This window comes from Rhodococcus sp. JS3073, assembly GCF_026810085.1.
Classification (GTDB): Bacteria; Actinomycetota; Actinomycetes; order Mycobacteriales; family Mycobacteriaceae; genus Rhodococcus_F; species Rhodococcus_F wratislaviensis.
In genome coordinates this window covers 3,195,608-3,221,170 of record NZ_CP113951.1, presented here as the reverse complement: position 1 = coordinate 3,221,170, position 25,563 = coordinate 3,195,608, and the positions used below count along the sequence as shown (strand labels likewise).

Here is a 25,563-nt window from a genome sequence, read left to right as displayed (position 1 = left end):
AGGCGGATACCCGTTGTGACAATCGCCACCACCGAGGAACAGAGGGCTGCAGCGGGTTCGATCCAGGCTTGGGCGCGGTCCACGGACCCGCTGGTCACAGTACGGCAAGGACCAGCAGATTCGTGGCGTACGTCGTGGCCGTCCTTCGCCTCGCTCGGAATTTTCTCGGTCGCCGTGCCCGACGAGGTCGGTGGGTCGGGAGCGGAGATCGTCGATCTCGCCGCGATGCTCGAACAGGCCGCGACTGAACTCGTCCCGGGTCCTGTTCTCTCGACCGCTCTCGCCGCTCTGATCGTCGGGCGCAGCTCCGGTGCCGCCGCGAAACGGTGGTCCGAGGATCTCGCCGACGGCGCGATGCCGTGCGCGGTGGCTCTCGGCAGCAACTCCCCGGTGAACGCGACCCTCGGGGCCGACGGCGGGCTGACGGTCACCGGCGACGCGGGCTTCGCGATCGGCGGGGACACGGGGGTGTCCGTGCTGCTGCCCGCAGACGCGGGCGAGGGCGTCGTGTGGTGTCTGGTCGACGGCGCATCCGCCGGCCTGGACATCAGGGTCGCCGACACGATCGACAAGAGCCGTCCGCTCGCGCGGGTGCGCTGCGACGACGTGGCGGTCGCGGCCGACCGGGTGGTCACGGGTGTGCGGGAGGGGCTCGTGCTCGACCTCGCCGCGACACTCGCCGCAGCGGAGGCGTCCGGGATCGCGAGCTGGTGTCTGCGAACGGCGGTGGAGTACGCCAAGATTCGCGAGCAGTTCGGCAAACCGATCGGATCGTTCCAGGCGATCAAGCATCTGTGCGCGGAGATGCTGTGCCGCGTCGAACAGTCCGGGGCGGCGGCGTGGGATGCGGCCGTGGCGGCGGAGGACGCGTGGGATGCGGACGGCGGCGAGCTGCCGATCGCGGCCGCGGTCGCGGCGTCGATCACGCTCGACGCCGCCGTCGAGACCGCCAAGGACTGCATCCAGGTGCTCGGCGGGATCGGCTTCACCTGGGAACACGACGCACACTTCTACCTGCGCCGCGCGACGTCGCTGCGACAGCTGCTCGGCGGCTCCGCCCGCTGGCGGGCGCGGGTCACGGAACTGACGCGGGACGGCGCACGCAGACACCTGTCGATCGACCTGACCGGGCTCGACGACGAACGGGCGCAGATCCGCGCCGAGATCGCCGAACTGGTGGCGCGGCCGAAGTCGGAGCGACGCGCGGCCCTCGCGGAATCGGGTTACCTGGCTCCGCACTGGCCCGCGCCCTACGGGCGGGGTGCCCGCGCCGCGGAGCAGATCCTGATCGAGGAGGAGCTGGCGGCCGCCGGGGTCGGAAGACCCGACCTCGTGATCGGCTGGTGGGCCGTGCCGACCATCCTCGAGCACGGCAGCGCCGAGCAGATCGAGCGTTTCGCCACCCCGACGCTGCGCGGCGAGATCATCTGGTGCCAGCTGTTCAGCGAACCCGGCGCCGGCTCCGACCTCGCGGCGCTGCGGACGTCCGCGGAGAAGGTGGACGGCGGGTGGCTGCTGAACGGCCAGAAGGTGTGGACGTCGAGGGCGCAGGAGGCGGACTGGGCGATCTGCCTGGCCCGCACCGACCGGGACGCGCCGAAGCACAAGGGCATCAGCTACTTCCTCGTCGACATGACGAGCCCCGGTATCACCATCTCGCCGCTGCGCGAGATCACCGGCGACGCCCTGTTCAACGAGGTGTATCTCGAGGACGTGTTCGTGCCGGACGAGCTGGTGGTCGGGAATCTCGGCGACGGCTGGAAGCTGGCCCGCACCACGCTGGCGAACGAGCGCGTCGCAATGGGCGGGGGCTCCTCGCTCGGTGCGGCGATGGAGGAACTGCTCACGCTCGCGGGGGACGGCGACCCGGTGACCGACGACAAGCTCGGGCATCTCATCGGCAACGCGCTGGTCGGCTCGCAGCTCGAACTGCGCACGACCCTCCGGCAGCTGGACGGCCAGGACCCCGGACCCGAATCGAGTGTCCGCAAGCTGGTCGGTGTCCACCAGCGGCAGGCGGTCGCGGAGTTCGCGATGGAACTCGGCGGCGCGGACGGCTGGGTGGAGGGTCCGCTGGCGCGGGAGTTCCTCAACACGCGCTGCCTGTCCATTGCGGGCGGAACGACGCAGATCCTGCTGACGGTCGCGGCCGAGCGGATTCTCGGGCTGCCGCGGGGCTGAGCCTGTCGCGATGGTCTTTCGCGAGGTCCGGGATGGTGATACAACTAGAACACGTTCTAAATTGAAAGTGGGATTGTCAGCGTGGACTTCACTCGAGACGAAACCCAGGAGGCCGTGGCCCAGGTCGCGGCCGGACTGCTGGCCCGCGACCTCGACGGCGACGCCCTCTGGGCCGCATTCGCCGACGCCGATCTGCTGACCCTCGCACTGCCGGAACGTCTCGGCGGCGAAGGGCTCTCGGTCACCGACGTCGGTGCGCTGCTCACCGAGGTCGGGCGGGAGGCGGCGCAGGTTCCGGCCCTCGCAACCCTCGGATTCGGTGTGCTGCCCATCGTCGCGCTGGGCGACGACGCACAACAGGACGCCCTGCTCACCGGTCTCGCCGACGGCCGCACGTTCACCGCGGCCCTCGCCGAACCGGGGGCGCAGTTCCCGGCACGGCCCTCGGTGACCGCGGTCGCGGACGGAGACGGCTACTCCGTCACCGGACGCGTGCTCGCGGTGCCGTACGCCGAGCAGGCGTACCGGATCCTCGTGCCCACGGACATCGGAGTGGTGCTGGTGGACCCGGGCGCGGACGGCGTCACGCTCGCGCCGACACCCTCGGCGTCGGGTAGCCCCGAATTCGCGATCACGTTCGCCGGTGCGCGGGGCGAACTGCTCGCGGCCGGCGACGACGCGGTGCAGACGCTGTACCGCATCGCACTGGCGTCCATCGGTGCAGTGGCGGACGGACTGCTCTCGGGGGCAACGGTTCTGGCAGGTGAGCACCTCGCCACGCGCCACCAGTTCGGCAAACCGCTCGCCACGTTCCAGGCCGTGTCGCAGCAGATCGCCGACGTCTACGTCACGTCCCGCACCCTCCACGTGTCGGCGCTCGCGGCGTCGTGGCGGGTGTCCGAAGGCCTGGACGCCCAGGACGATCTGGACGTGATGGCGTACTGGATCGCCGCCGAAGTGCCTGCCGCCATGCAGGTTCTGCACCACCTGCACGGCGGGATCGGCGTCGACGTCACGTACCCGCTGCACCGCTACTACTCGACCGCCAAAGACCTGGCCCGCCTCGTCGGCGGCGCCTCGTACCGACTCGACCTCGTGGGGGCCCGGTGTTCATCGATCTGACCGACGAGCAGCGTGAGCTGCAAGCGGAACTCCGGCGCTACTTCTCCGGACTGATCTCGCCTGCCGAGGCCGAGGTGATGCGCACCGAGCGGCACGGCAGCACCTACCGCGACGTCATCCGCCGGATGGGCAAGGACGGCTGGCTCGGTGTGGGCTGGCCGGTGGAGTTCGGCGGCCGCGGTTTCGGCGAGATCGAGCAGCAGATCTTCGTCAACGAGGCGACCCGCGCCGACGTGCCGCTGCCCGCGGTCACGTTGCAGACGGTGGGTCCGACGCTGCAGAAGTACGGGACCGAGGAGCAGAAGCGCAAGTTCCTGCCCGCGATCCTGGCCGGGGAGGTGCACTTCGCGATCGGCTACACCGAACCGGAAGCGGGCACCGACCTCGCGGCCCTGCGGACCACGGCCGTGCGCGTCGGCGACGAGTACGTCGTCAACGGGCAGAAGATCTTCACCACCGGCGGTCACGACGCCGACTACCTGTGGCTCGCCGTCCGCACGGGCTCGGCGGATTCGCGTCACCGCGGCATCTCGATCCTGATCATGGACACGAAGGACCCGGGCTACAGCTGGACGCCGATCATCACCTGCGACGGTGCCCATCACGTCAACGCCACCTACTACTCCGACGTCCGGGTTCCCGCGGACATGCTGGTCGGTGAGGAGAATCAGGGCTGGCGACTCATCACCACCCAGCTCAACCACGAACGCGTGATGCTCGGGCCGGCAGGCCGGGTCGGCGGTCTCTACGACCGCATCCGCAACTGGGCCGTCGCGCACGAACTGCTCGACGAGCCGGACGTGCGGCGTACGCTCGGCGAGATCCACGCGACGTACCGCCTCAACGAACTACTCAACTGGCAGGTGGCGTCGAGTGAGGCGGATGCCATCGACATCGCCGACGCGTCCGCGACGAAAGTCTTCGCCACCGAACGTATTCAGCGCATCGGCCGACTCGTCGAGGAGATCGTCGGACGCTACGGCGACCCGTCCGAGCCCGAGACCGCCGACCTTATGAGGTGGCTCGACATGCAGGTGAAGCGCAACCTCGTCATCACGTTCGGCGGCGGCGTCAACGAGGTGATGCGCGAGCTGATCGCGACAGCCGGTCTGAAACTTCCCCGAGTCCCGCGATAGGAGCGCCGCGCGAAATGAGTTCCGAACAGATTCTCGCGGCCGCGGAAGAGGTCCGGTCGGCGGGCCCGAGCGCCCCTCGCCCCGGGCGTGACCCGATCAACCTGCCGATGATCCGCAACTGGGTGGAGGCGATCGGCGACCGGAATCCGATCTACGTCGACGAGGCGGCGGCGCGGGCAGCGGGACACGACGGCATCGTCGCCCCGCCCGCGATGGCGCAGGTGTGGACGATGCAGGGCCTGAACGCCGTTCGGCAACCCGACGACCCGCTCGGGCGCATGACGACCATCCTCGACGAGGCCGGATTCACGTCCGTCGTCGCCACCAACTGCGATCAGATCTACCACCGCTACCTGAAGGTCGGCGAGGAGGTCACCATCACCACGACCCTCGAGGACCTCGTGGGCCCGAAGAAGACGGGCCTCGGTGAGGGATGGTTCTTCACCACCCGCAGCCTGTGGCGGGTCGCGAACGGCGACGGCATCGACGAGGTCGTCGCCGAGATGCTGTTCCGCATCCTGAAGTTCGCGCCCAGACCCGCCGAACCGAAGTCGCAGTCGGCGAACGGTCGGGGCGCGAGCTACGACGACCTCGACCCCACCAAGTTGATGCGGCCCAGCGCCTCACAGGACACCCAGTTCTTCTGGGACGGCGTGGCCGCGCACGAACTGCGGATCCAGCAGCGTGAGGACGGTGCACTGCAGCACCCGCCGGTGCCCGCACTGTGGAAGGACAAGGCGGAGACGACCGACTACGTCGTCGCGTCGGGCCGCGGGACGGTGTTCAGTTACGTCGTCCACCATGCGCCGAAGGTCCCGGGACGCTCGCTGCCGTTCGTGGTGGCGCTGGTCGAACTGGAGGAAGGCGTCCGCATGCTCGGTGAGCTGCGCGGTGTCGACCCCGCCGAGGTGACGGTCGGGATGCCGGTGGAGGCGATCTACCTCGACTTCCCGGGCGACGAAGAGACGGGTGGCACACCGTGGACCCTGTACGCGTGGCAGCGCGGAGCGAAGGAGCAGTCATGACGTCCACTCTCGATGTCGCGGTGGGAACGACGCTTCCGGAATTGACCGTCACCGGCGACCCGACATTCGTCGTCTCGGCCGCACTCGCGACACGCGACTTCCAGGACGTCCACCACGACCGCGACCTGGCGCAGCAACGCGGGTCGAAGGACATCTTCGTCAACATCCTCACCGACACCGGTCTGGTGCAGCGGTTCGTCACCGACTGGGCGGGGCCGAACGCGGTGATCACGTCGATCGCGTTGCGCCTCGGGGTTCCGTGGTACGCCTACGACACCCTCACGCTGAGCGGCACGGTGGCATCGGTGGTCGACGGCATCGTCACGCTCGACGTCGTCGGGAAGAACGGTCTCGGCGACCACATCACGTCGAAGGTGACCCTCGTCCTGGACGGACGCACGAACGGAGCGGGTGCATGAGTGGGCTGTCGGGCAAGGCTGTCATCGCCGGGATCGGTGCCACCGACTTCTCGAAGAACTCGGGCCGCAGCGAATTACGGCTGGCGGCGGAGGCGGTCACGGCGGCGCTCGACGACGCCGGGCTGACCCCCGCGGACGTCGACGGCCTGACGTCCTTCACGATGGACACCAACACCGAAGCGGCCGTGGCCCGTTCCGTCGGCATTCCGGACCTGAAGTTCTTCAGCCGCATCCACTACGGCGGAGGTGCGGCGTGCGCGACGGTGCAGCAGGCGGCGATGGCCGTGGCCACCGGTGTCGCCGACGTGGTGGTGGCGTACCGGGCGTTCAACGAGCGGTCGGGAATGCGGTTCGGGCAGGTGAACTCCGGTCTGGTGCAGCAGGTGAACTCGTCGGGTACCGACAACGCGTTCTCCTACCCGCACGGCCTGTCGACACCGGCGGCGTTCGTCGCGATGGTCGCACAGCGGTACATGCACGAGTACGGCGCTACGAGCGAGGATTTCGGACGGGTCGCGGTCACCGACCGCAAGCATGCCGCCACCAATCCGAGCGCCTTCTTCTACGGCAAACCGATCACCCTCGAGGACCACCAGAACTCCCGGTTCATCGCCGAACCCCTGCACCTGCTCGACTGCTGCCAGGAATCCGACGGCGGCATCGCGATCGTGGTCACGTCACCGGAGCGGGCGAAGGATCTGAAGCAGAAACCGGCCGTGATCGCCGCGGCGGCTCAGGGGAGCGGCAGCGACCAGTACATCATGACCAGCTACTACCGTCCGGAGCTCGCGGGACTGCCCGAGATGGAGCTGGTCGGCAGGCAGCTGTGGGATCAGGCCGGGCTCGGACCGCAGGACATGGATCTGGCCGTCCTCTACGACCACTTCACACCATACGTATTGATGCAGCTCGAAGAGCTCGGCTTCTGCGGCCGCGGCGAGGCCAAGGACTTCATCGCCGACGGCGCCATCGACCTCGACGGCAGTCTGCCGCTCAACACCCACGGAGGCCAGCTCGGCGAGGCCTACATCCACGGGATGAACGGCATCGCCGAGGGCGTGCGTCAGATCCGCGGCACGTCCGTGAACCAGGTCTCCGGTGTGCAGAACGTCCTCGTCACCGCCGGGACCGGCGTGCCTACGTCAGGGTTGGTGCTGACGGCCTGAGCCCGGCCCGAGTCTGTCTGCGCGCAATGTGTTTCGCGACATACCCGGCATCCCTGCCCACCCCGCCGGTGAGCATCGACGCGAATGCCTGCAGGAACGGCAGCCCCACGAAATACAGTCCCGGATGGCCAGGCGAGACTCCGCGGGACTGCTCGGGCCACCCGTCGGATCCGGTGACCGGGATCTGGATCCACGACGTGTCCTTGCGGAACCCGGTGCACCAGATGACGTTGCGGACGTCGAGTGCGGTGCCGTCGTCGAGGACCGGTGTGCCGTCGCGGACGTCGGTGACCTTCGCGGGGAAGTGCTCCACCCCGGCGGCGGCCAGGTCGGCTCGCTTGACCCGCAGGAGTGGTCCGCCACCCGAGCGGACGTGGGTGCGCATCTTCCGGCCGACGGGTGTGCGTTCCGTCAGAACGTGATTGGCCATGAACCACATGATCGGAATCGCGATGTGGGCGAGGCGCCCCTCGAGGTCGAACGGCACCTCCCCGCGGACGGGCCCGCAGATCGTGGTGCGATGCGAACGGGAGACTTCCAGCGCGATGTCCGCCCCGGAGTGGCTGCACCCGACCACCAGCACCGGCCCGTCCTGCAGCTGGGACGGATTGCGGTAGTCGCTCGAATGCAGTTGCCGGATCCGGGGGTCGAGGCGCTCGGCGAGATCCGGGAGGACCGGGGACTGCCACGTTCCGGACGCGACGACGACGTTGTCGGCCTCGAATCGGTCCGTCCCGGCCGTGACGACGTATCGGTCGCCGACACGGGACAGGCCGTCGACGGTGGTGCCGGTCCGGATCGGTAGCGCGAATCGCTCCGCGTAGGCCTCGAAGTAGTCGGCGACCTCGTCCTTCCCGGGCCAGGACCAACCCCGGGCGGGAAGTCCCCAGCCGGGCAGACTGTCGTACCGGGCGGGACTGTAGAGCCGGAGCGAGTCGAACCGCTCCCGCCACACGTCTCCGACGCGGTCGTGGGCGTCGAGGATCACGAAGCGCTGCCCGCATCGTGTGAGGTGGTATCCGGTGGCGAGGCCGGCCTGTCCGGCGCCGATCACGATCGTGTCGAAGCGTTCTGTGGACATCGTCTGCCTTCTTCCCTCGGGTGATCGGTGGTCATGCTCAACGCTATGACCGGGCCGAACTCGGCGCGTCGGGAGAAAGGCGCAGATACGTACGACCGTATGGGTACTTTCATGCAGACGGCCCGACGAGGCGATGCTCGTAGGCATAGGCCGTGGCCGCCGACCGCGACGAGATCCCCAGCTTGACGAAGATGTTGCTCAGGTGCCGCGCGACCGTCTTCTCGCTGAGGAACAGTTCCGTCGCCACCGCCCGGTTGCTCTTGCCTGCGGCCACGAGGCGCAGCACGCACACTTCTCGCGGGGTGAGTGGGGTGCTGACCGTCGGGTCGGGGCGGAACTCTGCCCGCAGTCGCTCGAGGTCCGGGACCGCACCCAGTTGCCGGTAGGTGGCGGACGCGAGGTCGTGCTCCATCTGCGCGGTGTCGTCGTCCCCCAGGTCGCGGCACACCAGCGCGACCGTCTCCCGGACCCGCGCGCACTCGTAGGGCGCGCCGATGTCCTGCCAGCGCCGCCACGCGTCGCGCAGAACGGTCAGTGCGTCACTGCCCCGTCCCTCGGCGTGCAGCACCGATCCCGACGCCTGCGCGGACAGTGCGGACAGGTAGGGGATCGCGAATCGTGTTGCGGTCGAGTCGAGTTCGTCGACGGCTGTTCGGGCTTCCGGGACGTCGCCGGCGGCGAGCAGGATGTCCACGCAGGCGGGCAGCAGCCGGGCGCGCTCCACGGCGCCGGTGGACTCGTCCACCGCACAGCGGATCGACGCGGCCGCGCTGCCGACCCGTCCCTGCGCCATCCGCAGCAGCGCGAGGCCGGGCTGCGGGCGCCTGCCCCAGCGGTTCGCCTCCAGGAACAACTTCTCGGCCTGGGCGACCTCGCCGCGCAGGCGGTGGAGGTCGGCCATCACGTAGGCGGCGGACCCCGCCGCGGCATGCGAGGAAAGTCGCTCATGCGCCCGCCGCGCCGAGTCCATCGCCGTGGGCCACTCGCCCTGCAGTTGCAGGATCTCGGCGCGGTGGACGAGGCACTGACCGCGGTAGGGGACGAGGTCGGGTTGCGAAGAGCACCACTCCTCCAGCGCCACAGTCCATTCCCTGGATCGCCGGAGATCGCAGATGTTCTGGCACTGCTCGATTACGGCGCAGTAGACGATCCCCGCCACCACCGGGGACACCTCGTCGGACGTCACCCCGACCATCGCCTCGTCGAATGCGGACACCGCCTCGGCAACGTCCCCCAGGAGGACGAGCGAATGGCCGGTGCCCAGCACACCGAGCGTCGTCAGATCCGGGTCGGCGAAGCGGGTGCCCGTCTCCATCACCGTGCGGAAGATGTCCCGGGCGGCGGTGCCGTCACCGTCGTCGATCCGTTGCAGTCCCTGCGGCACCAGCAGGTAGCCGCGCTCGGCGCAGTCCGTGCCCGCGGTGTCCAGTAGTCGCTGGGCCTTGCCCAGCCAGCCGCCGCCGCGCGCCTGCTCGCCCCGCATGATCAGGACGAACGCGAGCCAGAACGCGCACCGAGCGGAGCGCACCGGTCGACCCGCGCGGGTCCACTCGTGCACCGCCCGTTCCCACCATTCGGTGCTGGCGTCGTCGTCGCCGAGCAGGTAGGCGGCGGTGGCGACCAGTTCGAGGTCGTCACCGGACAGCGGGGTCTGCCGGTCGGCGTCCGACAGTCGTGCGTAGGTGCCGCGCCAGTCCCGTCGTTCGTAGGCCGCACGGCCCGTCCGGAGTTCCGACGCCGCGTCGGACATCACTGTCTCCTGCCGAAGATCTGGCCGCTGACCTGCTCGGATTTCAGACTACCGCCGCACCGGGCCTGCCGGGAACGTCGAATATTCCCTGCAACCTGTCGGTGCCTCGAGTCACACTGGGTCGACACGCCAACGGATGGGAACTTCTGATGGTCGATGCGATAACGGCAGAGGGTCTGGTCAAGAAGTACGGCAAGGTCACGGCACTGGACGGAGTCGACCTCGCGGTCCCGTCGGGAACGGTGATGGCGCTGCTCGGCCCGAACGGCGCAGGCAAGACGACGGCGGTGCGGGTCTTCACCACGCTTCTCGTCCCGGATGCCGGCCGGGCGCAGGTGGCCGGTCTCGACGTCGTCCACGATGCTCGGGTGCTCCGATCCCGGATCGGCGCGTCGGGGCAGTACGCGGCGGTCGACGAGTACCTCACCGGTTTCGAGAACCTCGAGATGGTCGGGCGGCTCTACCACCTCGGGGGCAAACGCAGTAAGGCGCGCGCCCGTGAACTGCTCGAACAGTTCGACCTGGTCGAAGCGGGAGATCGCCCCGTCAAGGGCTACTCGGGTGGCATGCGCCGGCGTCTCGACCTCGCGGGTGCGCTCGTGGCCGAGCCGGAAGTGTTGTTCCTCGACGAACCGACCACGGGGCTCGACCCCCGCGCCCGACTGGCGCTGTGGGATGTCATCGACAATCTGGTCGCGAGGGGCACCACGCTTCTCCTGACCACCCAGTACATGGAAGAAGCCGAGCGCCTCGCCGACCAGATCGCGGTGATCGACCACGGTTCGGTCATCGCCCGCGGAACCGCCGACGAATTGAAGGACCGCGTGGGCGGTGAGCGCATCGAACTGAGCGTCCGGGAGGGCATCGAGCTGTCCGTCGTGCGCGACGAACTGGCCCCACTCGCCGCAGGCGACATCCTGGTGGAAGAGAACGTCCGCCGGGTGACGGTGCCGGTGACCGGTGGCGCGGACGCCCTCGTCGAGGCGCTGGGCCGACTCTCGAATCGAGGAGTGAAGGTGTTCGACGTCGGTCTGCGCAGGCCGACTCTGGACGACGTCTTCCTCACCCTGACCGGACACGAAGCCGAAGAGGAGCACGTCTCATGAGCGCACCACAGACGGCGTCCGTGCACACCGCGCTCGCGGACGGGCTCACGATCGCCAAGCGCAACATGATCAAGATCAAGCGCGTCCCCGACCTCATCGTGTTCACCACGTTGTCGCCGATCATGTTCGTGCTGCTGTTCGCGTACGTGTTCGGCAGCGCCATCCAGGTTCCGGGAATGTCCTACCGGGAGTTCCTGATCGCCGGGATCTTCACGCAGACAGTCATCTTCGGGGCCACGTGGACGGGCCTCGGGATGGTCGAGGATCTGCAGAAGGGGATCATCGACCGGTTCCGGTCGCTGCCGATGGCCCCGTCCGCCGTCCTCCTCGGCCGCACCTCCACCGACGTCCTGATCAACATCGTCAGCCTCGTCGTGATGTCGCTGACGGGTCTGATCATCGGGTGGCGCATCCACTCGAGCCTGGGCGAAGCGGTGCTCGGCTACCTGCTCCTGCTGTTGTTCGCCTACGCGCTGTCGTGGGTGATGGCGGTTGTCGGTTTGTGGATCCGGACACCGGAGGTGTTCAACAACGCCAGCTTCATCGTCATCTTCCCGCTCTCGTTCATCGCGAACACGTTCGTCGAGACCACCAACCTGCCCGGTCCGCTGAAGGTGATCGCGGAATGGAATCCGGTCTCCGCGGTGACGCAGGCCGTGCGGGAACTGTTCGGAAACACCAACCCGGCCATGACCGTTCCCGACGCGTGGCCGTTGCAGCACCCGATCATCGCCTCACTGGCATGGTCGGCGGTCCTGCTGGTGATCTTCGTGCCGTTCGCGATCCGGCGGTACAAGAAGGCCGTCAGCCGCTGATGGTGGCCGGACCAACGGGACGCCCGTTGCGTCAGATCGAACGAGCGTCCCGTTCGTCCACAGGGCTAGCGGAGTTCGCGCGGCGAATCGACGTCGCGGCCCGACCCCAGGTCGGAGCAGTCGACCGACTCGGCACCGTGTGCCCCGAGGTAATTCTTTGCGCCGGAGTCCCCGGTGAGGCTGCGCCGCAACGGGAGCCAGTGGTCCCGGCCGATCAGCACGGGGTGGCCCGGACGTCCGCCGTAGTGAGCCTGACGGAGCGCCGACCGGGCGTCGCCGGGCGGCACCGACGCCACCCGCCGGATTGCGTCGGCACCGAGGTCGGGGAGATCGACGAGGGTGATGACGACGGCATCGACGTCGTCGAACGTTGCCGCGACCTCCAGCCCCCGGCGCAGGGAGGCCGACAGTCCCGATTGCCAGTCCTCCGCGATCCCGACGGTGACGGGGACGTCGCCGGGCAGTAGGTCCTCGGCTTCCTCGGCGCGGGCACCGAGCACCACGACGGTGGGCTCGCATCCGGCCTCCGACAGCACTCGCACTCCGCGCGCCAGCCACGGCTGCCCGTCCGCGCCGACGACGAGTGCCTTGGGCAGGCCCATGCGCGAACCGGCCCCGGCGGCGAGCAGCACGCCCCCGATCGTCATCGTGGTCTCACCGGTCCGCGCAGCATGCGTTCAACTTACTTTTCCTTCGCGAAGTTCGCGTTGACGCGCTGGTAGAGGTAGTCCTCGGCCGTGATGTCGGGGTACTTGCCCGCCGGTCCGGAGATGACGACGTCGCGGTTGGCCTGGGCGAAGAACGCGAGGCTGTAGCGGGCGCCGTGGTCGCCGTCCGGTCCGGGGTTCTTGACGCGGTGGAAGTTGGACGGCAACCGGTCGTCGCTCCACCGCATGAGCATGTCGCCGATGTTGCAGGTGATCGCGTCCTCGGACGGCTCGATGGGCGTCCACTCCTGGGTGTCCATCTCCTTGCCCGGCAGCACCTGCAGACCGCCCTGGCCCTCTTGCTGGAACAGCAGGGTGAGGCAGTCGAAGTCGGTGTGGGCTCCGGCGCGCCACAGGCCGAGGTCGCCGCGAAGGTGCTCCGGGATGGCGAAGTAGTGCAGCATCCGCAGGGTGCTCTGGTAGCTGTCGACCGCCGGGTCGTGGGCCTCGGCGAAGAAGTTGCGCTCGAACCCGAGTTTGTCGGCGAAGCAGGACAGCAGTCGCATCGCCACGTCCCAGCACTGCGCCTCGAATCCGAGCATCGTGTCGCGGAAACCGGCGAGTTCCTCCTCGATGGGCCACAGGTCGCCCATGTGCGGCCGGGTGATCTGGTACGACTCCTTCTCGTCCGGGACGCCGATGGACGGGCGCACCTGGGTTTTGCTCTCCCACCCGGAGTTGAAGCCCTTCTTCAGCGGGTACTGCGCCTTCACGGCCGAATCGAGGCCGAAGAACTGCTCGGACATCGCGAACGCCCTGCGCACATCGGCGAGGTCGATGCCGTGGTTGTAGACCTGGAAGAAGCCGACGTCGACCGCCGCGTTCCACAGCTGTTCGGTGATGTCGGAGCGTCGAGCTTCGAAGTCCGAGAGGTCGATTCGGCGGATCTCGCGGTCGGTGGTCTCCGTCCCGAGCCCACCCATACGGGATTCCTTGGCGAGTTCGTTCAGCGTGTGGCTGCCGGCCATCTTGTCTCTCCGTCCTTGATTACATGCAATCTGGCGTGTTTGAACCACTATTGCGTGCAAACGTGACGAGAGAGGTCGCGGATGTGACGCGAGCGTTAAATGTATAAACCGTCGATAAGGCAAGGATCAGGAGAAGTGACCGCTCAGTGATCCCGCAATAATTACATGCAACCAATGGTTCTCGCCCACGCCGCGAGGTGCGCCGTACACTGGCCGGTGGCCTCGACACGCCAACAGTCGGAACGGACGGACACATGGTGGATCCGAACAGAATCGGCGAACCCGCCGGGCAAGAGTTCGCTCAGCAGTGGGGCGGCTCCGGCAGCGTCGTCGACATCGACGGTCCTGTCCACTGGGTCGAATACGGTGACGACACCGGATCTCTTCCCGTGGTCATGGTTCACGGTCTCGGCGGCTCGCATCTCAACTGGGTCCGGATCGCACCGGTCCTCGCGGAGCGCACCCGGGTGCTGACCGTGGATCTCCCCGGATTCGGGCTCAGTCCGTCCGGCCGCCGCCGAACCGGAGTCGGCGCCAATGCGAAGGTGCTGCATCGCTTCCTGAAGGATGTCGTCGGCGGTCCGGTGATCCTGATGGGCAATTCGATGGGCGGCATGATCTCGCTGTTCGAGGCGGCGGCGCACCCCGAGACGGTCTCGGCCCTCGTCCTTGTCGATCCCGCACTGCCTGTCGCGCAACGGATCCCGGACCCGCGGATCGCGGCGCAGTTCGCGATGTACTTCACGCCGTTCGTGGGGGAGCGGTTCCTGCAGTACTCGAGCAGGAAGTTGACGGACCGGCAGTTGGTCGAGCGGATGATCGACCTGTGCTTCGCCGAGCCGAGCCGGGCGTCGGAAGATTCCCTCGATGCGGCAGCGGCTCTCGCGGGATACCGGCGCGGGCTGCCGTCCGAGGATGCGGCGTTCCTTCAGGCCAGCAGGTCGCTGATGCGGGTCCTGGCTCGCCCACGCCGCTACCTCGACACCATGCGGTCGATCGCACAACCTGTTCTCCTGCTTCACGGCGACCGCGACCGGCTGGTTCCGGTCGCGGCGGCCCGCAAGGTGGCGACCGCAAACCCGCGGTGGGACAGCGTCATTCTCGGGAACGTGGGGCACACCCCGCAGCTCGAGGTTCCGGGCACGATGCTCGACCACGTGCTCACGTGGGTCGACCGGCACGGACTGATCGACGCCTAAGCCTCGGTCGATTGGCCGGATCCGGCGATCGACTGCGCGAGCGCGCGGAACAGGTGTGTGAGTTCGGGTCTCGTCGCCGTTCCGCTCCGGACCACCCCGCACACCGGGATGCGCAGTCGGTCGTGCGCCTCGCGCAGAAAGCTCAGTCCCCGTCGGGGAGTCGCGTCGGCGGTGTCGGCGTACAGCACGGTCCACGACCGCGGGGTCGTGAGCACGTCGAGGGTGGCCGTGTGGTCGCTGGGGATCGACGGTCCGAGCATGACTCGCTGCCCGACCTGCCGGAACGCGTCCTCGACCACGTTGTGGATCAGGATCTGACTGCTGCGTGGCGGTAGTAGCAGGGGGTACGGCGCCAGTTCGCTCAGGTCGACTGTCGAGACCCCCGCCAGTGGATGTTTGCTCGACGTGACGATCACCAGGTCCTCGAGCCCGAATTCCACGGTTTCGAGCCCCGGCCGGTCGACGCCGCCGCGGATGAGCGCGAGATCGGCGTCCCCGGACGCGACGGCGGTCATCCGGTCGGTGAAGTCCTTGATGACGAATTCGATGTCCAGTTGCGGGAAGTCTTCGCGGACAAGCGATATCGCCTCGAGGCTCTGCGTCGCGAAGCTCATGCTCGCGCTGATGCGGAGCCGGTTGCGGGGATCGAGTCCCACCGACAGCGCGCGGGCCTCGAGGCCCATCATCTCGGCCGCGATGGGCATCAGGCGTTCGCCGGCCGCGGTCAGCCGGGTGGCGCGAGTCGACCGTTCCAGCAGGGTGGTGCCCAACTCGTGCTCGAGTTTGGCGATCTGATGACTGATCGCCGATTGGGAGATGAAGCAGCGTTGCGCGGCGCGCGAGAAACTGCCCTCCTCACCGACCGCGAGGAAGTAGCGAAGCTGTCGGAACTCCATGACCTGAGGTTACGTCTTTCTGGCGGATTTATGAGCAATCGAGATAACACAATTTCGATTTCCCCAGCTTACTGGCGATTAACAACGGACGATCCCTAATGTGGAGCTCATACGCGGCGCTAAGTAGACGCCTGAAGCAGGACTGAAGCAGTAGGAGGTTTTCGGTGGATCGCACACAGGTCGTCATCGTGGGATCGGGATTCGGCGCCCTCGCGGCGGCGAAGAAGCTCGGCAAGGCCGGCACACCGTTCGTGCTGATTTCCGAGACCACCGAGCACCTCTTCCAGCCCCTCCTGTACCAGGTCGCCACCGGTGTCATCTCGCCCGGCGAGATCGCCCCGTCCATCCGCGCGATTCTCGCCAAGTACCCCAGCGGCGACGTCCGGCTCGGCCGCGTCGTCGACGTCGACCCGGACAAGAAAGTGGTCGTCTACGAGGCAGGCGGAGTGAGCCACACGATCGGCTACGACAGCCTGATCGCCGCGACGGGCGCCCGGCAGGCCTACTTCGGTCGCGACGAGTTCGCCGAGGTCACGTACGCGCTCAAGACCGTCGCCGACGCCGACCGGCTGCGCAGGCAGATCGTCCGCTGCTTCGAGGAGGCGCACACCACCTCCGATCCGGAACGTCGCCGCGACCTGCTGCACTTCATCGTGATCGGTGCCGGTCCGACCGGTGTCGAACTGGCAGGTCAGATCAAGGAACTGGCGGGCCGCTACTTCGAGAAGTCGCTCCGCGACATCACGTCCGAAGACGTCACCGTCACCCTCGTCGAGGGTGCGGGGGAGACGTTGCCGGTGTTCGGCGGCAAGCTCAGCAAGTACACGCAGGACTCGCTGGAGAAGGCGGGTGTCGAGGTGGTGCTGGGCACGATGGTCACCGACATCGACGAACACGGCGCCACCCTGTCGTCGCCGAGCACCGGCTTCGAGAAGCGCCTCACCGCGGACACGATCATCTGGTCGGCAGGCATCCAGGCCAACGACTTCGCCGCGGTGCTCGCGGAACGGACCGGCTGCGAGACCGGCCGCGGCGGCCGTCTGCTGGTCGACGAGGACCTCACGGTGGGCCGCTACGACGACGTCTACGCGATCGGCGACATGGCGTCGCTGAACAACCTGCCCGCCCAGTCGCCGTTCGCGATGCAGGGTGGACGCCACGTCGCGGCCATCATCACCGGGAAACGTGCCCTCGGAACTCCGTTCACGTACCGCGACAAGGGCAGCATGGCGATCATCAACCGGTTCCGTGCGATCACCCGCGTCGGCAAAGTCGAGCTGACCGGTGTGCTCGCCTGGTTCCTGTGGCTCGCCGTGCACCTCGTCTACCTGGTCGGATTCCGCAACCGGTACGTCGCGGTGATGTCGTGGTGCGGTTCGTTCCTCGGACACCGGCGCCCGCACTTCCACTACGCCCAGGAAATCGAACCTGCCGAGCTGCGCGACCAGCGGGAGGACGCCGCAGCCTAACCTGGGTCCATGACCGTCACCAGCGCTGGAGTACTCCTGTATCGCACAGACGATGCGGGGGTGCTCCAGTTGTGGATCGTGCACATGGGCGGCCCGTTCTGGGCACGTAAGGACGAGGCGGCGTGGTCGATCCCCAAGGGCGAATACGTCGAGGGCGAGGACCCCTACGCGGCCGCGTTGCGCGAGTTCGAGGAAGAGATCGGCGCGCCGCCACCGGCGGCGGAGTACGAGTTGCTCGGCGAATTCCGGCAGCCCTCACGCAAGGTGATCACCGTCTATGCGGCCGAGGTGAGCGACGACGTCGCCTTCGTCGAGAGCAACACGTTCGAGCTGGAGTGGCCGCCACGGTCGGGGAAGGTTCAGCAGTTCCCCGAGGTCGACGACGCCCGCTGGTTTCCGGCGGACGTCGCCGAGACGAAACTGGTCAAGGGGCAGCGTCCGATGGTAAGAGCGCTGCGGCTTCGCCGCCCGTGAGTACTTATTAACGTCCCGCGGTTAATAAGTACTCACGGGCGCGGAAGCGCACGCCAGACGGCGGCGGGGGTCATCGGGATACGGCGAAGGCGGGCGCCGGTGGCGTCCGCCATCGCGTTGGCCAGGGCTGGGGCGACCGGGTTGTACGGGGATTCGCTCATCGACTTGGCGCCGTGCGGGCCGAGTTCGTCGTAGGTGTCTGCGAAGTAGACCTCGGTGTCCGGCACGTCCACGAGCTGCGGGAGGTGATAATTCCGGAGCTCCGGGTTGAGTACCGTCCCGGCGCCGTCGAGCAGGATCTCCTCGTACAGTGCGCTGCCGATCGCCTGTGCGACGCCGCCCTCGACCTGCCCGCGGCACTGCTGCGGATTGAGGACCGTGCCGGCGTCCGCCGCCTGGATGGACTGCAGGATCCGGACCTCCCCGGTGACCGTGTCGACCGCCACCCGGAACGCGTGCACGTTGAACACCACCGAGCGGGGGGTGCCGTCGTGCCTGCCCTCGGCGCGGATCGGTCCCTCGGGCACCAGCTTGTCGAGTTCGACGACCCGCCCGGCGACCTCGACCGTGTCGGGTGTCAGTGCGCAGTCGCTGTCCTCGGCGGCACCTGCGATGCGGCGGGCGACCTCGAACAACTGCTCCCGCAACCGGGTCCCCGCGAGATGGACCGCCTTCCCCGCGACCACCGTGCCTGCCGAACCGAACGCGCCGGTGTCGTGCCCGGCGACGTCGGTGTCGGATTGCAGCACGGTGATCCGGTCGGCGGTGGTGCCCAGCGCGGACGCGGCGAGCTGGGCGTGGACGGTGGTGGTGCCGTTGCCGAACTCGGCTGTGCCCACCCGAAGTTCGTACCGGCCGCCCTCGACGAGGGTGCAGGACACGTCCGCGAAGTGCCCCCGCGGCGGGATGGTCGCGATCATGGACGCCGCCATGCCCTCACCGACCCGCCACTGCGGCCCGTCCGGCGGGCGCACGTCGTTGCCGCGGCGCAGTGCGGCCTCCGCCAGGTCGAGGCACTGGTCGAGCCCGTAACTGCCGTATGTGAGGTCGCCGTGCTCCACCTCGAAGTTGACGAAGTCGTCGCCCGGAACGACCACGTTGCGGCGGCGCAGTTCGAACGGATCGATGGACAGCTGCGTCGCCAGCTGATCGAGCGCGGACTCCACCGCGAAGATGACCTGGCCAAGTCCGTAGCCGCGGAACGCGCCGGACGGCAGGTTGTTGGTGTAGACGGCCTGGGCGTCCACCCGCTTGTTCGGCGACCGGTACAGCGCAACGGATTCGCTGCAGCCGTGGAACATCACGCCCACCGAATGATTGCCGTAGGCACCGGCGTCGGAGAGCACGTCGACGGCGAGTGCCGTCAGCTTTCCGTCGCCGTCGGCACCGACCTTCACCGAGACCCGCATGGGATGCCGGCACGGGGCGATCGTGAACTGGTCGGAGCGGGTGAACTCGTACTGCACCGGTCTGCCGGTGCGCAGAACGGCGAGGGCGACGAGGTCCTCCACCAGCATTTCCTGCTTGGCGCCGAAGCCGCCCCCGATGCGGGCGGTGAACACCCGGACCTGGGAGCGGTCGAGCGAGAACAGGTGGGCGAGTTCGTCGCGGACGAGGAAGGGCACCTGGGTGCTGCTGCGGAGGGTGAGCCGCCCGTCGGAGTCGAGCCACCCGATGGCCGAATGGGTTTCGAGATGCGCGTGCTGCACGCGTTGCGTCTGCCATGTGCCCTGCACCACCGCGCCCGTGTCCCGTGCCGCGGCGAGCCCGGCGGCGAGGTCGCCGATCTCCCCGTGGACCTCGGCCACCAGGTTCCGTGCCGGGTCCGCGATCCGGGAATCGGCGCCCTTGTCGCCGTGCAGCAGGGGTGCACCGGGGCGGCGTGCCAGGTCGGGGTCGAAGACCGGTTCCAGTACTTCGTACTCCACGTCGATCAGTTCCACTGCGCGCCGGGCGATGTCGACGGAGTCCGCGACGACGGCCGCGACGCGCTGTCCCCGGAACCGGAGGGTCGTGTCGAACACGTAGGTGTCGTCGGGGTCGTCGGTGCGGAACTCGTGGCGGGCCGTGGAAAAGGCGACGTCGGGACTGTCGTGGTGGGTGAGCACCGCGTGGACGCCGGGCAGCCTCTCCGCGGCGGACGTGTCGAGGCGGGTGATGCGGGCGTGCGCGTGCGGGCTGCCGAGGATCTGGATGTGCGTCAGGCCCGCGACGGCCAGGTCGAGTGTGTAGGGCTCGGCGCCGCACACCACCCGGGCGGCGGCAGGCGCGGGAATGGAACGGCCGAACGACTCACCGGCACTGTCCGATTCGGTGGTGCACACGCCGCAGACGGCGTCGCGAATGGCGCGATAGCCGGTGCAGCGGCACAGATTCCCCTTCAGTGAGCGCGGCAGGTCGGCGCGTTGACCGGAGTCGAGCGCGGACGCGGTCACCACCATCCCGGGTGTGCAGAACCCGCACTGGAAGCCCGCCGCATCGACGAACTCCTGCTGCACGGGATGGAGTCGATCAGGACTGCCGAGACCGGCCGCGGTGGTCACTTCGCGGTTCTCGGCCCGATGCGCCGGCACCACACACGAATGCACCGGAGCGCCGTCGAGCAGCACGGAACAGGCGCCGCAATCGCCGGCGTCGCAACCCTTCTTGACCGCGAATCGCTGCTGCTCCCGCAGGAAGGTGCGCAGGCACTGACCGGGCCGTGCGTCGGCATCCACCGACTGTCCGTCGACCGTCAACTTCATTCCAGCTCCCTCCTGATCTCCTCGGCGAGGACTCCCGTGACGTGACGACGCCAGTCCGCGGCGCCGTGCGCGTCGGTCAGGTAGTCGTCGGGGGAGATCCGTTCCGACAGAGACTCGCTCAACGCGTCGGAGCCCGGAACGGCGGGGAAGCGGAGGACGAACGGGCGCACGGTCGACGCGGTGACGGTCAGCGCGAAACCGTCCGCGTCGACACGCCCCGCCAGCAGGGCGCCGGACCGTCCGAGCGGCGAGTACGCGATCTTGCGCAGCGACGTGCGGCCTCGCAGCGCGGCAGCGGGGAGGTGGATGCTGCGGATCAGGTCACCGTCTCCGAGCACCGTGCGACCGGCGCCGGTGACGAATCGGTTCACCGGGACTCGGCGTTCACCCCCGTCGGCCGTCCAGATCAGGAGTTCGGCGTCGAGGGCGCAGCACAGCGTGATCATCGCCCCGGCCGGGAGTGCCAGCGCGAGGTTGCCGCCGACGGTCGCGGTGTGCCAGATCTTCCACGAGGCGACCAGGGACTCGGCGCACGGCCGGAACAGGTTCGTCGCCGTCCACTCGGCGGGAAGCGGTGCGTTGCAGAGATTCTCGATGGTGCACGTCGCGGCGAGCTCGAGTCCGTCGTCGTGGACGGTGATCGCCGGCCAGTCGAGGGTGGTCAGGTCCACCAGCCGGGTGACCGTCGGCTGCGGTTCCGAGTACAGCCAGGTGCCGCCCGCCAGGTACGCCGTTCCGGGTTCCGGGGCGGGCAGGTCGTCACGGCTGCGCGGGGCCGAGAGTTCCGTCACGAACGACAGATCCATCGACTCACCCCGCCTTGCGCACCAGGGCCCGGTGGGCCTGCTCGACCTCTGCGGCGACGTTCTCCTCGTTCACGGTGATCACTCTCCCACGCTCGACGACGGCTCGCCCGTTCACCAGTAGCAACTCCAGTGGCGGTGTGACTCCGAGTACGAGCGCCGCCACCGGATCGGTGATGCCGGAATGTGCGAGGGTGTCGACCCGCCACAGTGCGAGGTCGGCCAGCTTGCCCGGCTCGAGGGAGCCGAGGTCGTCCTCCCTGCCGAGGACGCGGGCCCCGCCGCGCGTGGCGAGGTCGAGGGCGGTGCGCACCGTCATCTCACCCGGGCCGCCGCGGGCCCGCGCGAACAGCACGGCGTGCCTGGCCTCCTCGAGCATGTTGCACGCCTCGTTGCTGGCGGCGCCGTCGACTCCGAGCCCCAGCGGGACACCCGCCGCCCGGAGGTCCTTGGCGCGGGCGATCCCGGCGCCGAGGCGCGCATTGGACGTGGGGCAGTGGGCGGCCCCGGTGCCGGTGCCTGCCATTGCGGCGATCGCGACGTCGTCCAGGTGGACGGCATGCGCGTACCAGACGTCGGGGCCCACCCAGCCGAGTTGCTCCATGTACTGCACCGGCGTACAGCCGAAACGCTCGAGGCAGAAGTCCTGCTCGTCAACGGTTTCCGCGAGATGGGTGTGAAGCCGCACTCCTGCGGAACGGGCGAGGGCCGCGGCCTCGGTCAGGAGGTCGCCGGTGACGGAGAACGGGGAGCAGGGGGCCACCGCGATCCTCAGCATCGAGTCGGGAGCCGGGTCGTGCCACCGGTCGATGACGTCCTGGGTGCCCTTCAGGACGTCCTCGAGACGTTCCACCACCGAGTCGGGTGGCAGTCCACCTTGACTGTGACCGAGGTCCATCGACCCTCGGCTGGGGTGGAACCGGAGCCCGACGGTCTGCGCGGCCTCGATCTCGGCGCCGAAGACGTCGCCGCCGTCGCGTGGCACGACGTAGTGGTGGTCCGTCGTGGTCGTGCACCCGTGCTTCGCCAGCCAGGCGAGACCGCCGGTGGCCGCGGTCCGGACGGCGTCGGCGTCGATCCCCGCCCAGATCGGGTAGAGCGTGGTCAGCCAGCCGAACAGCGTGTCGTCGGCGGCGAGCCCGCGGGTGATCCACTGGTACAGGTGATGGTGTGTGTTCACCAGCCCGGGAGTGAGCAGGCAACCCCGTCCGTCGACCACTCGCGCACCGTCGATCACGGGCGCGGGACCGGCACCGACGTCGACGATGCGGTTGCCCCGCACGACGACGTACCCGTCCGGGTACTCGGTACCCGCCGCGTCGACAGTGGCGACGTACGCGCCGGAGACGACGACGGTGCCCGGGCCGGCGTTCATCAGCTGAGCCAGCCCGCGTACGCGGACCACGCGGGTCCGGCGTCCGGGGCGTCGGACCGCTGCACCGTCGCCTGGATCAGGCCGTACGGGCGGTCTGCGGCGTGGAATACCTCGTTGTCGTTCTCCACTCCGAAGCGGGCGAGGTCGTGGGCGAAGTGGTGCTTGTTGGGCGCGGACAGGCACACTTCCGCGAGCACGGGGTAGCGCTCGAGGATCGCCTTGCCGATCTCGTACAGCGTCTGCTGCAGGGCGAGCGAGTGGACGGTCGCGAACGTCGCGACGATCTGCTCCTTGATGCCCGCGTAGACACCGTTCCAGTCGACGTCGGTGGTGACGAACCGCCATTGCACGACAAGCGAAGTCGCCATCACCCGGTCGTGGGTCTCCTCGAGAACCGTGTACTCGTCCTTCAGGAATCCGAAGAACTCGCTGCCCGTGGACTTGAGGATCACCAGATCCTTCAGCCCGCCGACGACCCACGTGCCGTCGGCGTCGACGGTGATCGCCGCGGTGCGCACCTCCTCACCCTTGCGCACCCAGGTGTGGTCGTGCTCCGCCCCGTCGACCACCGCGCGCTGCCACGCGTATTCCTCGATCTCGATGCGGGCGCCCTCGACCGGGGCCACGTCGTCCACGAAGTGTCGTGCCAGTGTCAGCCCGTACTCCTCGATGGAGTCGAGCCCCTTCTCCTTCGCGTAGGAGTATGCCGTCTGCTTCTGGGTGTCGGTGGGCAGCACCGAACTCTGGTCGCCGGCGAGATGCGCCGCCGAGAAGTCGCCGCGCAGGCAGGTCGACACGCTGACGTCCCGGATCTCGTGCCGGGGGGTGTCGCGGTAGATCCGCACGATGCGGTTCTCGGCTTTGCCGTACTGGTTGTCGCCCAGGACGATGGCGCCGGTGAGGTCGGTCATTCTTCAGCTCCCGCGGTAGGTGGAATAGGCGAAGGGGGACAACAGCAACGGGACGTGGTACCCGCGTTGCGGGTCGTCGAGGACGAACGTGACGCACACCTCCGGGTAGAACGTCTCCTGGCCGCGGGCGGCGAAGTATTCGCCGGTGTCGAAGGCCAGCGAATAGGTGGCCGCGATCAGACCCTCGGGTGCGATCTCGGCGATCCGGCCGTCCGTATCGGTCGCCGCGCTCGCGATGACGTCGCCTTCGGGTGACAGCAGACGGACGTGCATCCCGGCCGCGGGTGTGCCGTCGGTGGCGTCGAGCACGTGGGTGCTGAGGATCTTGGACATCAGTGTGCCGTGTCTCCGATCTCGCCGAGAAGGCGTTCGAGGCGTATCCGGTTGATGGCGGCCAGTTCGGTCCGCAGGATCTTGCGCTCCGTCGCGCTGTCGTTGCCGAGGCGGTCGCGCAGCACGTCCAGCAGTTCGTGCGCCGACCGGCCGGACGCGCACACCAGGTAGACGTGCCCGAACTTCTGCTCGTACTCCTCGTTACCGGCCCGCAGGCGCGCGCGGACGTCGTCGTCGGCGGCGGCGACCGCCGATTGTTCGCGAGCGGACGACGGGTTGTCCGCCCGGTCGCCGATCCTCGGGTGGCCGGCCAGGGCCGCGTCGACCTCGGACTCCGTCAGGTCGCCTAGCACGTTCTCGGCGGCGGTGTACAACGCGTCGGCGGACGGAAACGGACGACCGGCGGCCATCCGCTGCGCCCACACCGTCGACGAGCAGCACTGCACGAGCAGGTCGACGGCCCGCGCGACGCTCAGTGCGTTGAACGCGATCAGGCCGGGCGGTTCGGTCATGAGGGCTCCTCGCTCGTGCGCCTTTTCGGTACCTCTGGCTACCACTATGGCGCACCGGTGGCGGTCAATTCGGCGATAAGCCCCGCTTCGTCGACCCTGGTGCTGTGTCCGTCGCGGATCAGCACTTCGCCGTCGACCAGCACGGTGTCGACGATCTGCCGGCTCCCGGTGGTCAACAGCGTCGCGCCCGGGTCGCGGACCGGTAGGCAACCGAAGTCGCGCTCGAAGCGGATCAGCGTCAGGTCGGCCGCGCCGCCGACGGCCACACCGTTCGGGCGGGACGCGAAACCGAGATTCTCGTTCGCGCCGTTCGTCGCGAGGTCCATCATGGCGTCGAAACCGAACAGGTCGGCCGTCTTGCGATGCGCCCGCTGCACGTACGCGCCCATGCGCAGCGTTTCGAGCATGTCCTGGGTGTCGTTGCTGGCGGCGCCGTCGACGCCGAGCCCGACCGCGATCCCCGCCTCGAGCATCTCCGGGACGGGGGCGACGCCGCTGCCGAGACGCATGTTGCTCATCGGGTTGTACGAGACGGCCACACCACGACGGGCCAGCACCGCACGCCCGTGGGCGTCGAGTTCGCAGCAGTGCACGGCGAGCAACCGGTCCCACAGGAACCCGCTCCTGTCGAGGTAGTCGACCGCGCCCGCGCCGGCGCGTTCGCGGCACATCATGTCGTCGGTGGTGGTCTCCAGCAGGTGGATCGACACGGTCATGTCGCGTTCGCCTGCGAACTGCCGCACCGCCGCCATCCCCTCCGGCGTCAGCGACCGGGGGTTGGGGACGGCCAGACCGACCGTGACGCGTGTGCCGTCGGCCTGCTTGACCAGCTGGTCGGTGTGCTCGAGCACCCCGGGCAGCGGCTGCAGGAGGCGCGGGTCGACGCCCCACTTGCGCGTTGTGTCCGCGCGGTCCGCCACTCCGCGGCCGAGGAGCGCCCGCACGCCGGTGTCTTCCAGGGCACGCAGCACCGCGTCGTGCACGTCCGGAGACGGATGCGGCCACATGTGCTCGACCAGCGTCGTCGTGCCGCTGCGCAGGGCGTCGAGGCTTGCGGCGACCGCCGCCAGGTAGGCGCGCTCCGGGGTGATGACCGCGGATTCCTCACCCACGGTCAGCAGCCAGCTGAGCAGCGGCTGCCCTTCGCCGATGCCGCGCATCAACGACTGCTGCAGGTGGGTGTGGGTGTTGACGAATCCGGGGATCAGGTACGCCTCCGACCCGTCGACCGCCGTGGCCCCCGACGGTGCCGGAGCGGTCGGGCGGATCTCGGTGATCAGACCGTCGGCGATCAGGACGTCGCGGTGCGGCAGCCAGCTGCCGTTCGAGTAGACGGTGACATCGGAAATCAGATCGGCATGCATCCGCATC

The 25,563-nt window shown here is 68.6% G+C and carries 23 protein-coding genes; 11 read left to right on the top strand and 12 right to left on the bottom strand.

The window, feature by feature from the left end; genetic code table 11:
- Positions 1-15: 15 nt before the first annotated feature.
- The 6 genes from OYT95_RS14480 (at position 16) to OYT95_RS14455 (ending at position 7,049) form a co-directional block, all read left to right on the top strand.
- A complete protein-coding gene (locus OYT95_RS14480; RefSeq protein WP_268791792.1) occupies positions 16-2,181 on the top strand; it encodes an acyl-CoA dehydrogenase in 2,166 nt (721 codons plus the stop codon).
- 81 nt (positions 2,182-2,262) lie between these two features.
- Positions 2,263-3,303 (top strand): acyl-CoA dehydrogenase family protein, encoded by a 1,041-nt coding sequence (locus tag OYT95_RS14475; protein ID WP_268791791.1) that lies wholly within the window; start codon positions 2,263-2,265, stop codon positions 3,301-3,303.
- The gene (locus tag OYT95_RS14470) at positions 3,288-4,439 is read left to right on the top strand and encodes an acyl-CoA dehydrogenase family protein (protein ID WP_037242192.1); all 1,152 of its coding nucleotides are present in this window, start codon (positions 3,288-3,290) and stop codon (positions 4,437-4,439) included. The genes OYT95_RS14475 and OYT95_RS14470 overlap by 16 nt, the downstream gene beginning before the upstream one ends.
- 14 nt (positions 4,440-4,453) lie before the next feature.
- Entirely contained in the window at positions 4,454-5,464 is a 1,011-nt protein-coding gene (locus OYT95_RS14465; RefSeq protein WP_268791790.1) for a bifunctional MaoC family dehydratase N-terminal/OB-fold nucleic acid binding domain-containing protein, read from the top strand.
- On the top strand, positions 5,461-5,883 hold the full coding sequence (locus OYT95_RS14460; protein ID WP_037242186.1) for a MaoC family dehydratase: 423 nt from the start codon (positions 5,461-5,463) through the stop codon (positions 5,881-5,883). Before OYT95_RS14465 ends, OYT95_RS14460 begins: the two co-directional genes overlap by 4 nt.
- A complete protein-coding gene (locus tag OYT95_RS14455; RefSeq protein WP_268791789.1) occupies positions 5,880-7,049 on the top strand; it encodes a lipid-transfer protein in 1,170 nt (389 codons plus the stop codon). The genes OYT95_RS14460 and OYT95_RS14455 overlap by 4 nt, the downstream gene beginning before the upstream one ends.
- Here OYT95_RS14455 and OYT95_RS14450 read toward each other — a convergent pair.
- Positions 7,021-8,130 carry a flavin-containing monooxygenase gene (locus tag OYT95_RS14450; protein WP_268791788.1) on the bottom strand — a complete coding sequence of 370 codons (1,110 nt, stop codon included), beginning with the start codon at positions 8,128-8,130 and terminating at the stop codon, positions 7,021-7,023. The two genes, OYT95_RS14455 and OYT95_RS14450, sit on opposite strands and share 29 nt — an antisense overlap.
- Positions 8,131-8,239: 109 nt before the next feature.
- Entirely contained in the window at positions 8,240-9,880 is a 1,641-nt protein-coding gene (locus OYT95_RS14445; RefSeq protein ID WP_268791787.1) for a helix-turn-helix transcriptional regulator, read from the bottom strand.
- Positions 9,881-10,029: 149 nt separating this feature from the next.
- Between OYT95_RS14445 and OYT95_RS14440 the strand changes: the two genes are divergently transcribed.
- Together OYT95_RS14440 and OYT95_RS14435 are read left to right on the top strand one after the other, a co-directional pair.
- Entirely contained in the window at positions 10,030-10,986 is a 957-nt protein-coding gene (locus OYT95_RS14440; protein WP_037242175.1) for a daunorubicin resistance protein DrrA family ABC transporter ATP-binding protein, read from the top strand.
- Entirely contained in the window at positions 10,983-11,801 is an 819-nt protein-coding gene (locus OYT95_RS14435) for an ABC transporter permease (protein WP_112301981.1), read from the top strand. The genes OYT95_RS14440 and OYT95_RS14435 overlap by 4 nt, the downstream gene beginning before the upstream one ends.
- Before the next feature lie 65 nt (positions 11,802-11,866).
- Here OYT95_RS14435 and OYT95_RS14430 read toward each other — a convergent pair whose 3' ends face one another.
- Positions 11,867-12,448 (bottom strand): nucleotidyltransferase family protein, encoded by a 582-nt coding sequence (locus tag OYT95_RS14430; RefSeq protein WP_268791786.1) that lies wholly within the window; start codon positions 12,446-12,448, stop codon positions 11,867-11,869.
- 35 nt (positions 12,449-12,483) lie between these two features.
- Entirely contained in the window at positions 12,484-13,476 is a 993-nt protein-coding gene (locus OYT95_RS14425; RefSeq protein ID WP_268791785.1) for an isopenicillin N synthase family dioxygenase, read from the bottom strand.
- Positions 13,477-13,730: 254 nt separating this feature from the next.
- Here OYT95_RS14425 and OYT95_RS14420 point away from each other — a divergent pair, with 254 nt between their 5' ends.
- A complete protein-coding gene (locus tag OYT95_RS14420) occupies positions 13,731-14,675 on the top strand; it encodes an alpha/beta fold hydrolase (protein ID WP_268791784.1) in 945 nt (314 codons plus the stop codon).
- Here the strand turns inward: OYT95_RS14420 and OYT95_RS14415 are convergent.
- Entirely contained in the window at positions 14,672-15,571 is a 900-nt protein-coding gene (locus tag OYT95_RS14415) for a LysR family transcriptional regulator (RefSeq protein ID WP_037242148.1), read from the bottom strand. The two genes, OYT95_RS14420 and OYT95_RS14415, sit on opposite strands and share 4 nt — an antisense overlap.
- A gap of 164 nt (positions 15,572-15,735) precedes the next feature.
- On the opposite strand from OYT95_RS14415, the gene OYT95_RS14410 reads away from it, so the two are divergent.
- A complete protein-coding gene (locus OYT95_RS14410) occupies positions 15,736-17,040 on the top strand; it encodes an NAD(P)/FAD-dependent oxidoreductase (protein WP_037242147.1) in 1,305 nt (434 codons plus the stop codon).
- A 9-nt stretch (positions 17,041-17,049) separates the two neighbouring features.
- Positions 17,050-17,514 (top strand): NUDIX domain-containing protein, encoded by a 465-nt coding sequence (locus tag OYT95_RS14405; RefSeq protein WP_268791783.1) that lies wholly within the window; start codon positions 17,050-17,052, stop codon positions 17,512-17,514.
- A 32-nt stretch (positions 17,515-17,546) separates the two neighbouring features.
- Here OYT95_RS14405 and OYT95_RS14400 read toward each other — a convergent pair whose 3' ends face one another.
- Genes OYT95_RS14400 through OYT95_RS14370 form a run of 7 tightly spaced genes read right to left on the bottom strand, consistent with a single transcriptional unit; the run spans position 17,547 to position 25,556 of the window.
- On the bottom strand, positions 17,547-20,258 hold the full coding sequence (locus OYT95_RS14400) for a molybdopterin-dependent oxidoreductase (RefSeq protein WP_128640097.1): 2,712 nt from the start codon (positions 20,256-20,258) through the stop codon (positions 17,547-17,549).
- Positions 20,255-21,064 (bottom strand): FAD binding domain-containing protein, encoded by an 810-nt coding sequence (locus tag OYT95_RS14395; protein WP_112301974.1) that lies wholly within the window; start codon positions 21,062-21,064, stop codon positions 20,255-20,257. The genes OYT95_RS14400 and OYT95_RS14395 overlap by 4 nt, the downstream gene beginning before the upstream one ends.
- Positions 21,065-21,068: 4 nt before the next feature.
- Positions 21,069-22,436 carry an 8-oxoguanine deaminase gene (locus OYT95_RS14390; RefSeq protein WP_268792244.1) on the bottom strand — a complete coding sequence of 456 codons (1,368 nt, stop codon included), beginning with the start codon at positions 22,434-22,436 and terminating at the stop codon, positions 21,069-21,071.
- A complete protein-coding gene (gene pucL, locus OYT95_RS14385; RefSeq protein ID WP_268791782.1) occupies positions 22,436-23,347 on the bottom strand; it encodes a factor-independent urate hydroxylase in 912 nt (303 codons plus the stop codon). Before pucL ends, OYT95_RS14390 begins: the two co-directional genes overlap by 1 nt.
- Before the next feature lie 3 nt (positions 23,348-23,350).
- Entirely contained in the window at positions 23,351-23,680 is a 330-nt protein-coding gene (gene uraH / locus OYT95_RS14380; RefSeq protein WP_128640095.1) for a hydroxyisourate hydrolase, read from the bottom strand.
- On the bottom strand, positions 23,680-24,192 hold the full coding sequence (gene uraD, locus OYT95_RS14375; RefSeq protein ID WP_268791781.1) for a 2-oxo-4-hydroxy-4-carboxy-5-ureidoimidazoline decarboxylase: 513 nt from the start codon (positions 24,190-24,192) through the stop codon (positions 23,680-23,682). The genes uraH and uraD overlap by 1 nt, the downstream gene beginning before the upstream one ends.
- Before the next feature lie 44 nt (positions 24,193-24,236).
- On the bottom strand, positions 24,237-25,556 hold the full coding sequence (locus tag OYT95_RS14370; RefSeq protein WP_268791780.1) for an amidohydrolase family protein: 1,320 nt from the start codon (positions 25,554-25,556) through the stop codon (positions 24,237-24,239).
- Between the last annotated feature and the right edge of the window lie 7 nt (positions 25,557-25,563).

Coding starts and splice junctions, on each gene's coding strand:
- OYT95_RS14465 (WP_268791790.1), top strand. CDS start 4,454: ATGAGTTCCGAACAGATTCTCGCGGCCGCGGAAGAGGTCCGGTCGGCG.
- OYT95_RS14460 (WP_037242186.1), top strand. CDS start 5,461: ATGACGTCCACTCTCGATGTCGCGGTGGGAACGACGCTTCCGGAATTG.
- OYT95_RS14455 (WP_268791789.1), top strand. CDS start 5,880: ATGAGTGGGCTGTCGGGCAAGGCTGTCATCGCCGGGATCGGTGCCACC.
- OYT95_RS14450 (WP_268791788.1), bottom strand. CDS start 8,130: ATGTCCACAGAACGCTTCGACACGATCGTGATCGGCGCCGGACAGGCC.
- OYT95_RS14445 (WP_268791787.1), bottom strand. CDS start 9,880: ATGTCCGACGCGGCGTCGGAACTCCGGACGGGCCGTGCGGCCTACGAA.
- OYT95_RS14440 (WP_037242175.1), top strand. CDS start 10,030: ATGGTCGATGCGATAACGGCAGAGGGTCTGGTCAAGAAGTACGGCAAG.
- OYT95_RS14435 (WP_112301981.1), top strand. CDS start 10,983: ATGAGCGCACCACAGACGGCGTCCGTGCACACCGCGCTCGCGGACGGG.
- OYT95_RS14430 (WP_268791786.1), bottom strand. CDS start 12,448: ATGACGATCGGGGGCGTGCTGCTCGCCGCCGGGGCCGGTTCGCGCATG.
- OYT95_RS14425 (WP_268791785.1), bottom strand. CDS start 13,476: ATGGCCGGCAGCCACACGCTGAACGAACTCGCCAAGGAATCCCGTATG.
- OYT95_RS14420 (WP_268791784.1), top strand. CDS start 13,731: ATGGTGGATCCGAACAGAATCGGCGAACCCGCCGGGCAAGAGTTCGCT.
- OYT95_RS14415 (WP_037242148.1), bottom strand. CDS start 15,571: ATGGAGTTCCGACAGCTTCGCTACTTCCTCGCGGTCGGTGAGGAGGGC.
- OYT95_RS14405 (WP_268791783.1), top strand. CDS start 17,050: ATGACCGTCACCAGCGCTGGAGTACTCCTGTATCGCACAGACGATGCG.
- OYT95_RS14400 (WP_128640097.1), bottom strand. CDS start 20,258: ATGAAGTTGACGGTCGACGGACAGTCGGTGGATGCCGACGCACGGCCC.
- OYT95_RS14395 (WP_112301974.1), bottom strand. CDS start 21,064: ATGGATCTGTCGTTCGTGACGGAACTCTCGGCCCCGCGCAGCCGTGAC.
- OYT95_RS14390 (WP_268792244.1), bottom strand. CDS start 22,436: ATGAACGCCGGCCCGGGCACCGTCGTCGTCTCCGGCGCGTACGTCGCC.
- pucL (WP_268791782.1), bottom strand. CDS start 23,347: ATGACCGACCTCACCGGCGCCATCGTCCTGGGCGACAACCAGTACGGC.
- uraH (WP_128640095.1), bottom strand. CDS start 23,680: ATGTCCAAGATCCTCAGCACCCACGTGCTCGACGCCACCGACGGCACA.
- uraD (WP_268791781.1), bottom strand. CDS start 24,192: ATGACCGAACCGCCCGGCCTGATCGCGTTCAACGCACTGAGCGTCGCG.
- OYT95_RS14370 (WP_268791780.1), bottom strand. CDS start 25,556: ATGCATGCCGATCTGATTTCCGATGTCACCGTCTACTCGAACGGCAGC.